The sequence below is a fragment of the Streptomyces sp. NPDC091280 genome, from assembly GCF_044768565.1.
GTDB lineage: Bacteria > Actinomycetota > Actinomycetes > Streptomycetales > Streptomycetaceae > Streptomyces.
Genome location: NZ_JBIVUZ010000020.1, coordinates 24,014 through 36,288 on the forward strand (window position 1 = coordinate 24,014; position 12,275 = coordinate 36,288).

Genomic DNA, 12,275 nt, shown 5'->3' on the forward strand with positions numbered 1-12,275 from the left:
CTTCCAGAAGGTGTCGAACGAACCATGACAGTCGCCATCGACCGCGCGACCGGCAAGCGCCACGGTGACCGCGCACCCCGACCCGGGCCGGGCCAGCGCCTCAAGTCCGGCTACCAGAAGCACTGGTACGCCTACGCGATGATCATCCCAGTGGTCGTCGTGCTCGGCGTCCTCGTGCTCTACCCCCTGGTGTACGGCCTCTACCTGACGCTCACCGACGCCAACAGCCTCAACACCGCGCGCACGATCGGCGTCAACCACATCGACGCCACCTACAAGTTCATCGGGCTCGACAACTACAAGGACATCCTGTTCGGCCCGACGTCCTACGACCGCTTCTGGTCGCACTTCATCTGGACGATCGTCTGGACCGCGATCTGCGTCACCCTGCACTACACGATCGGCCTGGCCCTCGCCCTGCTGCTCAACCAGAAGCTGCGCGGACGCACCCTGTACCGGCTGATCCTGATCCTGCCGTGGGCCGTCCCCACCTTCGTCACCGTGTTCGGCTGGCGGTTCATGCTCGCCGACGGCGGCATCATCAACACCGCGCTGCACACCCTGCACCTGCCCCAACCCGACTGGCTGGAAAGCACGTTCTGGCAGCGGACCGCCGCGATCATGGTCAACACCTGGTGCGGTGTGCCGTTCATGATGGTCTCCATGCTCGGCGGACTCCAGTCCATCGACGCCTCGCTCTACGAGGCCGCCGAGATGGACGGCGCGAACCCCTGGCAGCGCTTCCGCTACGTCACCCTCCCGGGCCTGAGGTCGGTCAGCTCCACCGTCGTACTCCTCGGCGTCATCTGGACGTTCAACCAGTTCGCCGTGATCTTCCTGCTGTTCGGCAACACGGCCCCCGACGCCTCGATCCTCGTCACCTGGTCGTACTACCTCGGCTTCGGCCAACAGCCGCGTGACTTCGCCCAGTCGGCGGCCTACGGCATCCTGCTGCTGGCCATCCTGATCGTCTTCACCTCCTTCTACCGCCGCTGGCTCAACCGCAACGACCAGCAGCTCGCGATCTGAGACAGGAGCCCCCATGAGCAGCACGACCGACACGCCGCCCCAGCGGGCGCGCCGCCGGGGCGAGTTGAGCCGCACCGGCTCCTTCGCCACGCACGGCGTCCTGATCGTCGCGAGCCTGATCGCGCTCTTCCCGATCGCCTGGCTGGTCTTCCTCTCGCTGGGCCCGGACTCGGACGACTACCTCCACCCGGCCGGCATCTGGCGGAAGATGACGCTCGGCAACTACTCGTTCGTCCTGCGGCACACCGAGTTCTTCGACTGGCTGAAGAGCTCGCTGATCGTCTCGCTCGGCACCACGGTGATCGGCGTGACCATCGCCGCCAGCACCGGCTACGCCGTCTCGCGCATGCGCTTCCCCGGCTACCGGAAGTTCATGTGGGTGCTGCTGGTCACCCAGATGTTCCCGATAGCGGTACTCATCGTGCCGATGTACCAGATTCTGGCGGATCTCCAGCTCATCGACAGCTACCTTGGTCTCATCCTCGTCTACTGCTCGACGGCGGTGCCGTACTGCGCATGGCTGCTCAAGGGCTACTTCGACACGATCCCGTTCGAGATCGACGAGGCCGGACGCGTCGACGGGCTGAACCCCTTCGGCACGTTCGCGCGACTGATCCTGCCGCTCGCCAAGCCGGGCCTCGCGGTCGCCGCGTTCTACAGCTTCCTCACGGCCTTCGGCGAGGTCGCGTTCGCGTCCACGTTCATGCTGTCCGACACGAAGTACACGTTCGCGGTCGGCCTCCAGACGTTCGTGAGCGAGCACGACGCGCAACGCAACCTGATGGCCGCGACGGCGGTGCTGATCGCGATACCCGTGGCCGCGTTCTTCTATCTCGTACAGAAGAACCTGGTCACCGGCCTCACAGCGGGTGGCACGAAGGGCTAGAACACCGGTTCCTGGGCGCCCCAAAGGGGCGCGGGGAACTGCGCGCTCAGCCCCCACCGGCCCGCACCCAACAAAGGACCCGAGGCGGCCGTGTTGTCCATCCGACCCCGCTGACAACACGGCCGCCTCGCCACCAACTCGTACCAAGGACGCCATGACCCAGCACCACTCGGCCATCGCCCCGGCACCGAAAACCCCCGCCAAAGCCAAGCGCAGCGACTGGTGGCGGGACGCGGTGATCTACCAGGTCTATCCGCGCAGCTTCGCCGACAGCAACGGCGACGGCATGGGCGATCTGGAGGGCGTACGCTCCCGCCTCCCGTATCTGCGCGACCTCGGCGTCGACGCCGTCTGGCTCAGCCCGTTCTACGCCTCCCCGCAGGCGGACGCCGGCTACGACGTCGCCGACTACCGGGCCGTGGACCCGATGTTCGGCAACCTGCTCGACGCCGACGCGCTGATCCGCGACGCCCACGGTCTCGGCCTGCGTGTCATCGTCGACCTCGTCCCCAACCACTCCTCGGACCAGCACGAGTGGTTCAAGCGGGCGCTGCGCGAAGGCCCCGGCTCGCCGCTGCGGGAGCGCTATCACTTCCGCCCCGGCAAGGGCGAGCACGGCGAACTCCCGCCCAACGACTGGGAGTCCATCTTCGGCGGCCCGGCCTGGACCCGGGTCACCGAACCGGACGGCTCGGCGGGGGAGTGGTACCTGCACCTCTTCGCCCCCGAGCAGCCCGACTTCAACTGGGAACACCCGGCGGTGGGCGACGAGTTCAGGTCCGTCCTGCGCTTCTGGCTCGACATCGGCGTCGACGGTTTCCGGATCGACGTCGCCCACGGGCTGGTGAAGGCGGCGGGCCTGCCCGACCTCGGCTCGCACGACCAGCTCAAGCTGCTGGGCAACGATGTCATGCCCTTCTTCGACCAGGACGGCGTGCACGCCATCTACCGCCAGTGGCGCACCGTGCTCGACGAGTACGCGGGCGAGCGCATCTTCGTCGCCGAGGCCTGGACGCCGACGGTCGAGCGGACGGCGAACTACGTCCGCCCGGACGAACTCCACCAGGCCTTCAACTTCCAGTACCTGTCGACCGATTGGGACGCCGAGGAGCTGCGTGCGGTCGTCGACCGCACCCTGGAGGCCATGCGCCCGGTCGGCGCCCCCGCGACCTGGGTGCTGTCCAACCACGACGTCACCCGGCACGCCACCCGCTTCGCCAACCCGCCCGGCCTCGGCACCCAGATCCGCACCGCCGGTGACCGGGAACTCGGCCTGCGCCGGGCCCGCGCGGCCACCCTGCTGATGCTGGCGCTGCCCGGCTCCGCCTACGTCTACCAGGGCGAGGAACTCGGCCTGCCGGACGTCGTGGACCTGTCCGACGAAGTCCGCCAGGACCCCGCCTACTTCCGCGGCGCGGGCCAGGACGGCTTCCGCGACGGATGCCGGGTGCCGATCCCGTGGACCCGCACCGGATCGTCGTACGGCTTCGGGAACGGCGGGAGTTGGCTGCCGCAGCCGGACGGCTGGGGCGAGTTGAGCATCGAGGCGCAGACGGGGACGGCCGGCTCCACGCTGGAGCTGTACCGGGCCGCGCTCGCCGCCCGCCGCACGCAGCCCGACCTCGGCGCGGGTGACTCCGTCGAGTGGCTGCGCGCGCCGGAGGGCGTACTCGCCTTTCGGCGCGGGGAGTTCGTGTGTGTCGCGAACACCGGCGGGGAGTCGGTGACGACCCCGGCGTACGGCCGTCTGCTGCTCGCCAGTGGTGAGGTGGCCGAGGCGGACGGCGAGGCGAAGCTGCCCGCCGACACGACGGTCTGGTGGACGACCACCCCGTGAGTTCGTTCGGCCGCTTCACCCGGCCCGCCGTCCTTCGGGGCGGCGGGCCTTCGCCGTCCGGCACCGCAAGGTTCCATCGAGTTTCAGCAAGAGCCTTCAGAGGGGGAGGGTCGATCCGTCAGGGGGTGACGGTGATGTGCCTGGCGAGCGCGGTGACGGACAGGTCGCCGTGGTCGACCCACTGGGGGAAGGCCAGCGTCTTGTGCCGGGTGGACGCGGGCGGGGTGATCTCCAGGTAGGAGGCGCGCACCGCGCCCGAGGTGCCGGTGTTGGCATGGGTCCAGGAGACGACGGCCTCCGCGCTCTGGCCGTCCTTGAGGGTGAGGGTCTTCTTGCCGGGGTCGTGCGCGTACCAGGTGTCGCCCCAGGTCGTGCGGGTCGTGAGCTTCTTGTGCGCGGAGTTCTCCAGCCCCAGCCCGGGGTAGCCGCGCAGCGCGCAGGTCCGGCCGCTGAGGTTGCGCAGGGTGATGACGACACCCTGGTGGTTCATCCCGCCGGCGAGCCCGCGGCCGAAGGTGGCCTTCAGGGCGGCGGCGGAGCAGGTCGGCGTGGCCTTCGCGGCCGGGCTCGCGGCCTGCGCGGTGCCCGCCACGGAGAGGCCCAGGGCCGCCACGGCGGTCGCGGCGAGCACGGCGCGGCCAGCCCTGCGGCGGCCGGGGTGCCCGGTGGTGGCGGTCGGGTCGGTGGTGTTCCGGTGGTCGCTCATGGTGACGGTACTCCGCTCGCGCTGTGTGGTCGGCTGTCGCCCTGCAAACAGTGCGATGCGTGACGCGGCGGAAAAGTTCGGAGAAAACGGCCCCCGTCGAAGATCGGTGCCGCGATCTTCGACGGGGGCCGGGCCGCTCCGCTACTTCCAGGTGTCACTCGTCGTGTAGCCCGACGAGGTGCCCGTCGTGTACGAGCGGTTGGTGCCGGACTCCCAGGTCACGGTCCCGGAGCTGTCCTTCTTGATGTACTTGTACGTGAAGGCCGTGCTCTTGGGGACGATGACCAGCTTGCTCCAGGTCGGGTACGACGCCGAGGACAGCGGGATCGCGTCGCTCGTGTTCCAGGAGCCGAGCGAGGCGACCGAGCCGACGACGTAGACGTTCGTGCCGAGGGTGGTGGTCGCCGTCTCGTTGAAGGTGACGTCGGTGGCGTCCGCGTCCGCCACGTTCCAGGAGTTGTTCAGCGAGACCGCCGAACTCACCGTCGTGGCCGACCTGTTGGCGTTGGACTCCCAGGTGACGTTTCCGGACGCGTCCTTCTTGATGTACTTGTACGTGAAGGACGTGCTGGTCGGCACGCTCACCGCCCCGGACCAGACCGGGTATCCGGACGACGACAGCGCGACCGCCTTCGACGTGTCCCAGCCGCCCAGCGCGTCGATGGAGCCGACGACGTAGACGTTCGTGCCGGACGTGGTGGAGGCGTACTCGTTGAACGTGGCGGTCACCGTGGAACCGGACGAACCGCCGCCGCCCGAGCCCCCGTCGCAGCCGACCGTGCAGGTGTAGTCGGCGTTGAAGAAGGCGACCGCGTCCTTCGCCGGGACGGTGATCGACGCGTTCCCGCCGGAGACCGTCACCGTGCTGGCCCCGCCGTCGATGACGTTCGCGTACGTGCCGTCGGCCATCCCCGTCGCGAAGGTGTAAGTGGCCGCGCTGGAACCGTTGTTGACGGCGAAGAAGCCCGCGCCGCTGCGGCCGAAGCCGATGACGGAGGACGACTTGGTCGACCAGTTGGAGACGGCCGCGCTGCCCGCCGCGTTGTGCCAGGCCACCATGCCGACGACCGCCGTGTCACGGTCGAGGCAGTTCCAACTGCCGGAGCAGTCCGTGTCGGTGACGAAGCCGCCCGAGTTCGGCGGGGCCTGGTCGCTCTGCGTCCACTGCCAGCTGGAGTAGATGGTCGGCGTCGACCACTTGTAGGCCAGCTCGAAGAGGTTGGCCAGCTTGTAGCTGTCGCCGTCCTTGTAGCTCATGTCGAGGCCGTTGCGCTCGGTGTCGTGATTGGTCACGAACGACACCGAGTTGGCGGCCGGGAGGATGCCGCTGCTCTCCAGCGAGGACAGGTCGCTCACATTGCCCTGGAACGCCGACTTCATCTTGCTCGCGTACGTGAAGTCGAGGACGTCGCCGGAGCCGTAGTAGTCGCTGGGCTGCGGGGTCGAGCCCGGGTAGACCTCGTCGAAGACGTACGGCGCCGCACCGGACGTCGTGGTGTTCAGCTTGGCGACGATCGCCGCCATGTCGGTGGCCGGGATGTGCTTGGCCGAGTCGACGCGGAAGCCGTCCACGCCCAGCGCGATCTGCTTGTTGAGGAACGCGGCGAGGCCCGAACGGACGTTGTCCGCACCGGTCTTGAGGTCGGGCAGGCCCAGGAGTTCGCAGTTCTGGACCTGGGTGAGGTTCGAGTAGTCCTGGATGGTCAGGTCGGAGGTGGGGCAGTCGGCGGAGGTGTGGTAGTCGCTCGGGTTCCAGTCCGGGGTGTCGTACTTGTTGGTGATCGTGGTGCCGTTGTAGCCGGTGCCGGTCTGCGCGGCGGTGTGGTTGATCACCGCGTCCGTGTAGACCTTGACGCCCGCCGTGTGGCACGCGGTGATCATCGACGCGAACTGGGCCGCCGTCCCGAAGCGGCTGTCCAGGTCGTACGAGTACGGCTGGTAGACGTCCCACCAGTAGTAGTTGGTCTGCTTCAGCGACTCGGACGGCGGTGCCACCTGGACCGCGCCGTAACCGGCCGGGCCCAGTACGTTCGTGCACTCCGAGGCGATGGAGTTCCAGTTCCATTCCCAGAGGTTGGCGATGACGTCGCCCTTGGCGGTGGTGTCGGCGTGGGCGGTGGTCGCGGGGAGGGCGACGGCTCCCGCGAGGGCCAGGGCACCGGCGGCTGCGGCGCCGACCAGGCGCCTGACGCCTCCCGACGATCGGTATCTGCTCATCTGCGGCTCCGAAGGGGGGATTCGGGTTTCAACAACTGGTGAGCGTGGGCCAGTTGAGAAGGGCACGTCAAGGTTGCCGTTGAAAATTCTTTCTGTGACTTTCAGATGTCTTGCTGCAACCCTTGCGTCGGCGATACGGTCTCGCCGGGGTCGGACCCGAACTGAGCCGTAATCGCGAGGAGTTCACGCCTGTGATACCGAGATGGCCGGCGTCCCGCACACGCCGCACCGCGCTACGAGGACGAGTCGCGGGTGTGGTCGCCGCAGCGCTCGTCGCGGCCTTCGTGCAGCCCCTCGTCGCCCACGCGGCGGCCCCGCCCGCGCCCCCGTCCGACGCGAAGCTGGCGTCGACGCCCGCCCGGCACGACGACACCCGCGAGCAGTTCTACTTCGTGATGCCGGACCGCTTCGCCAACGGCGACACCTCCAACGACCGCGGCGGGCTGACCGGTTCACGGCTCAGCACCGGCTACGACCCCACCGACAAGGGCTTCTACCAGGGCGGCGACCTCAAGGGCCTGACGAAGAGGCTCGACTACATCAAGGGCCTGGGCACCACCGCCATCTGGATGGCCCCGATCTTCAAGAACCAGCCCGTGCAGGGCACCGGGAGCGACGCCTCCGCCGGCTACCACGGCTACTGGATCACGGACTTCACCCAGGTCGACCCGCACTTCGGCACCAACAAGGACCTCGCGACCCTCATCTCCAAGGCGCACGCCAAGGGCATGAAGGTCTTCTTCGACGTCATCACCAACCACACCGCCGACGTCGTCGACTACGAGGGCAAGTCCTACGACTACCTCTCCAAGGGCGCCTTCCCGTACCTGACCAAGGACGGGCGGCCCTTCGACGACGCCGACTACGCGGACGGGAACAAGACCTTCCCCGCCGTCTCCACCGCGTCCTTCCCGAAGACCCCGACCGTCCCCGCCGACAAGAAGGACCTGAAGGTCCCGGCCTGGCTCAACGACCCGACGATGTACCACAATCGCGGCGACTCGACCTACGTCGGCGAGAACGCCACCTACGGCGACTTCTCCGGCCTCGACGACCTGTGGACCGAACGCCCCGAGGTCGTCAGCGGCATGGAGAAGATCTACGAGAAGTGGGTCCGCGACTTCGACGTCGACGGCTTCCGCATCGACACCGTCAAACACGTCGACATGGACTTCTGGACCCAGTGGGCGACGGCCCTCGACAAGTACGCGGCCCGGCACGGCCGGAAGAACTTCTTCATGTTCGGCGAGGTCTACTCCGCCGACACCTCCGTCACCTCGCCCTACGTCACCCAGGGCCGCCTCGACGCCACCCTCGACTTCCCCTTCCAGGACGCGGCCCGCGCCTACGCCTCCCAGGGCGGCAGCGCGCAGCGGCTCGCGAGCGTCTTCGGCGACGACTACAAGTACACGACCGACAAGGCGAACGCCTACGAGCAGGTCACCTTCCTCGGCAACCACGACATGGGCCGCATCGGCTACTTCCTCGACCAGGACAACCCGAAGGCCACCGACGCCCAACTCCTCGCCAAGGACAGGCTCGCCAACGAGCTGATGTTCCTCAGCCGGGGCAACCCCGTCGTCTACTACGGCGACGAACAGGGCTTCACCGGCTCCGGCGGCGACAAGGACGCCCGCCAGCCGATGTTCGCCTCGAAGATCGCCGACTACCTCGACGACGACGAGATCGGCACCGACCGCACGGCCGCCGACGACTCCTACGACCCGACCGCCCCGCTGTACAAGGACATCGCCGCCCTCTCCAAGCTGCGCAAGGACAACCCGGCGCTCACCGACGGCGTGCAGACCGAGCGCTACGCGGCCGACGGCGCCGGTGTCTACGCCTTCACCCGCACCGGCGGCGGCGCCGAGTACGTCGTCGCCCTCAACAACGCCGACACCGCGAGGACCGCGACCTTCACGACCGGTTCCCCGGACATGAAGTACCGCGGGATCTACGGCACTTCGGCCACCGCGACGAGCGGCGCCGACAACAAGGTGACGGTCACCGTGCCCGCCGGTGCGGCGATCGTCCTCAAGGCGGCCGGTGTCCTCGCCAAGCCGGTCAGCAAGCCCACGATCACCCTCAAGGCCCCGGACGCCGGCGCGACCGGCACCGTCGAACTGAGCGCCGACGTCACCGGCGGTCAGCTCAACCGGGTCGTCTTCGCCGCCCAGACCGGCAACGGCCAGTGGCGGACGCTGGGTTCGGCCGACCACGCCCCGTACAAGGTCACCCAGACCATCGGCAAGGACGTGACGCCCGGAACAGCCCTGCGGTACAAGGCGGTTGTGGTCGACTCCACCGGACGCACGGCGAGCGCGACCGCCGCCTCCACCTCCGGCACCCCGCCCGCCGCGGAGATCCCCACCGCCTCCTCCCGCGACTACGCGGTCGTCCACTACAAGCGCGCCGACGGCGACTACGACAACTGGGGCCTGTACGCCTGGGGCGACCTCGCGGACGGCGAGGCGACCACCTGGCCGACCAGCCACCCCTTCGTCGGGCGGGACGCCTACGGGGCCTTCGCCTACGTCAAGTTGAAGCCCGGGGCGACGAACGTCGGCTTCCTGGTGATCGACAAGGACGGCGACAAGGACGTCTCCGCCGACCGTTCGATCGACGTCTCCAAGACCGGCGAGGTGTGGATCGAGCAGGGCAAGGAGGCCGTACAGACCGAGCGGCCCGACTACCCGGCGCAGGACACCGCGAAGGCCGTCATCCACTACCACCGGGCGGACGGCGACTACACCGGCTGGGGGCTGCACGTGTGGACGGGGGCCGCGAACCCCACCGACTGGTCGAGTCCGCTCCAGCCGGTACGGACCGACGCCTACGGCGCCGTCTTCGAGGTACCGCTCGACTCCGGTGCCACCAGCCTCAGTTACATCCTCCACAAGGGCGACCAGAAGGACCTCCCCGCCGACCAGTCGCTCGACCTGAAGACCGACGGCTACGAGGTGTGGCTGCTCGACGGCCAGGAGAAGCACCTCCTGCCGCAGCCCGCGGGCAGTGCGGGGGCCCTCGACCTGACCACCTCCAAGGCGGTCTGGATCGACCGGAACACGGTCGCCTGGAACGGCTCCGACGCGGCGGCCTCCACCCAACTCCTGTACTCCCACGACGGATCGATCGCCGTGAAGGACGGCACCCTGACGAGCGACGACGAGCGCTGGCTGCGCCTGTCGAAGACCACGCTCACCGACGCGCAGAAGGCCGCGTTCCCCTATCTGAAGGACTACACGGCCTGGTCCGTCGACCCGCGTGACCGCGACCGCGTCACAGCCTCCCTGACCGGTCAGCTGGTCGCCTCCCAACGGGCCGTCAACGGGGCCGTGTTGGCGGCGACCGGGGTCCAGATCGCGGGTGTCCTGGACGATGTGTACGCCGCCGCGACCAAGGCCGAACTCGGTCCGATGTTCCACAAGGGCCGTCCCACGCTGGCCGTCTGGGCGCCGACGGCGCAGCACGTGTCCCTCGACCTCGACGGCTCGCTCAAGCCGATGAGCCGGGACGCCCGCACCGGCGTCTGGTCCGTCAGCGGCCCGGCCTCCTGGAAGAACAAGCCGTACCGGTACGTCGTGAAGGTGTGGGCGCCCACCGTCCGGAAGCTTGTCACCAACCAGGTCACCGACCCCTACTCGCTAGCCCTCACCGCCGACTCCGAGCGCAGCCTCGTCGTCGACCTCGCCGACAAGTCCCTCGCCCCACAAGGCTGGTCGAGCCTGAAGAAGCCGAAGGCGGTGCCGCTGAAGGACGCCGAGATCCAGGAGCTGCACATCCGGGACTTCTCCGTCGCCGACCGCACGGTCCCGGCCGGCGACCGGGGGACGTATCTCGCCTTCACCGACCGGAACAGCGACGGCTCGAAGCATCTGCGGGAGCTGGCCGCGGCCGGGACCTCGTACGTGCATCTGCTGCCCGCCTTCGACATCGCCACCATCCCCGAGAAGAAGTCCGAGCAGTCCACCACCGACTGCGACCTCGCCTCCTACCCGGCCGACTCCGAGCAGCAGCAGGCCTGCGTGGCGGCCGTCGCCGCGAAGGACGCCTACAACTGGGGCTACGACCCGTACCACTTCACCGTTCCGGAGGGCTCGTACGCGACCGATCCGGACGGCACCGGCCGTACCGTCGAGTTCCGCAAGATGGTCAAGTCGCTGAACGAGGACGGCCTGCGGGTCGTCATGGACGTGGTCTACAACCACACGGCGGCCAGCGGCCAGGCGGACCACTCGGTCCTCGACAAGATCGTGCCGGGCTACTACCAGCGGCTGCTGGCCGACGGCAGCGTGGCCACCTCCACGTGCTGCGCCAACACGGCGACCGAGAACGCCATGATGGGCAAGCTCGTCGTCGACTCCGTGGTCACCTGGGCCAAGGAGTACAAGGTCGACGGCTTCCGCTTCGACCTCATGGGACACCAGCCGAAGGCCAACATCCTGGCCGTGCGCAAGGCCCTCGACGCGCTGACGCCCGCGAAGGACGGCGTCGACGGCAAGAAGATCATCATGTACGGCGAGGGCTGGAACTTCGGCGAGGTCGCCGACGACGCCCGTTTCGTGCAGGCCACGCAGAAGAACATGGCCGGCACGGGCATCGCCACCTTCTCCGACCGGGCCCGCGACGCGGTGCGCGGCGGCAGCCCCTTCGACGCGGACCCGGGCGTGCAGGGCTTCGCGTCCGGGCTGTACACCGACCCCAACTCCTCGACGGCGAACGGCACTTCGGCCGAGCAGAAGGCGCGCCTCCTGCACTACCAGGACCTCATCAAGGTCGGCCTGAGCGGCAACCTCGCCGCGTACCGCTTCACCGACACGGACGGGAAGGACGTCACCGGCGCCGAGGTCGACTACAACGGCACGCCCGCCGGCTACGCGGACGCGCCCGGCGACGCCCTCGCCTATGTCGACGCGCACGACAACGAGTCGCTGTTCGACGCGCTGACGTACAAGCTGCCCGCCGGGACGAGCGCCGCCGACCGGGCCAGGGCGCAGGTCCTCGCGATGGCCACCGCCGCCCTCTCGCAGGGGCCGTCCCTCTCCCAGGCCGGTACCGACCTGCTGCGCTCCAAGTCACTGGACCGCAACTCCTTCGACAGCGGCGACTGGTTCAACGCGATCCACTGGAACTGCGCGGACGGCAACGGCTTCGGGCGGGGGCTGCCGACGGCGGCCGACAACGCGGCCAAGTGGCCGTACGCGAAAGGCCTGTTGACGTCGGTGAAGGTCGGCTGCGGGCAGATCGAGGGGGCCTCGGCCGCGTACCAGGACCTGCTGCGGATCCGGACCACGGAGGGGGTCTTCTCGCTCGGCACCGCCGGGCAGGTGCAGGCGAAGCTGTCGTTCCCGCTGTCCGGGACGGACGAGACGCCCGGGGTGATCACCATGGAACTCGGTGATCTCGTGGTCGTGTTCAACGCGACGCCGAGCGGGCAGGAGCAGACGGTGCGCGCGCTGGCCGGTACCGGCTACCGGCTGCACCCGGTGCAGGCGGCGGGCGCGGACACCGTGGTGAAGTCCGCTTCGTACCGGAAGGCGACGGGCACCTTCGTGGTTCCGGAACGTACCGTGGCCGTATTCACCCGAACACCCTGAAAG

6 protein-coding genes are annotated in these 12,275 nt (G+C 68.7%); 4 read left to right on the top strand and 2 right to left on the bottom strand.

Translation table 11 applies throughout. The features are described 5' to 3' along the window. The first annotated feature begins 24 nt into the window (after positions 1-24). The 3 genes from ACIQPR_RS43290 (at position 25) to ACIQPR_RS43300 (ending at position 3,752) form a co-directional block, all read left to right on the top strand. Positions 25-1,029 (top strand): carbohydrate ABC transporter permease, encoded by a 1,005-nt coding sequence (locus ACIQPR_RS43290; RefSeq protein WP_403661187.1) that lies wholly within the window; start codon positions 25-27, stop codon positions 1,027-1,029. A gap of 13 nt (positions 1,030-1,042) precedes the next feature. Continuing rightward, on the top strand, positions 1,043-1,915 hold the full coding sequence (locus ACIQPR_RS43295) for a sugar ABC transporter permease (RefSeq protein WP_403661190.1): 873 nt from the start codon (positions 1,043-1,045) through the stop codon (positions 1,913-1,915). A 154-nt stretch (positions 1,916-2,069) separates the two neighbouring features. Then, positions 2,070-3,752: a glycoside hydrolase family 13 protein gene (locus ACIQPR_RS43300; RefSeq protein WP_403661193.1), complete on the top strand. Its 1,683-nt coding sequence runs from the start codon at positions 2,070-2,072 to the stop codon at positions 3,750-3,752. Positions 3,753-3,870: 118 nt separating this feature from the next. Here the strand turns inward: ACIQPR_RS43300 and ACIQPR_RS43305 are convergent, their stop codons facing one another. Beyond that, positions 3,871-4,458, bottom strand: a complete 588-nt coding sequence (locus tag ACIQPR_RS43305) for a DUF4232 domain-containing protein (protein WP_403661196.1) — start codon at positions 4,456-4,458, stop codon at positions 3,871-3,873. Between the two features lie 141 nt (positions 4,459-4,599). After that, positions 4,600-6,675, bottom strand: coding sequence for a carbohydrate-binding module family 20 domain-containing protein (locus tag ACIQPR_RS43310; RefSeq protein ID WP_403661199.1), 2,076 nt, complete (start codon positions 6,673-6,675; stop codon positions 4,600-4,602). Between the two features lie 191 nt (positions 6,676-6,866). On the opposite strand from ACIQPR_RS43310, the gene pulA reads away from it, so the two are divergent. After that, a complete protein-coding gene (gene pulA / locus ACIQPR_RS43315) occupies positions 6,867-12,272 on the top strand; it encodes a pullulanase-type alpha-1,6-glucosidase (protein ID WP_403661202.1) in 5,406 nt (1,801 codons plus the stop codon). Positions 12,273-12,275 lie beyond the last annotated feature (3 nt).

Excerpts from the sequence above, each read along its gene's own strand:
- ACIQPR_RS43290 (WP_403661187.1), top strand. The coding sequence starts at position 25 with ATGACAGTCGCCATCGACCGCGCGACCGGCAAGCGCCACGGTGACCGC.
- ACIQPR_RS43295 (WP_403661190.1), top strand. The coding sequence starts at position 1,043 with ATGAGCAGCACGACCGACACGCCGCCCCAGCGGGCGCGCCGCCGGGGC.
- ACIQPR_RS43300 (WP_403661193.1), top strand. The coding sequence starts at position 2,070 with ATGACCCAGCACCACTCGGCCATCGCCCCGGCACCGAAAACCCCCGCC.
- ACIQPR_RS43305 (WP_403661196.1), bottom strand. The coding sequence starts at position 4,458 with ATGAGCGACCACCGGAACACCACCGACCCGACCGCCACCACCGGGCAC.
- ACIQPR_RS43310 (WP_403661199.1), bottom strand. The coding sequence starts at position 6,675 with ATGAGCAGATACCGATCGTCGGGAGGCGTCAGGCGCCTGGTCGGCGCC.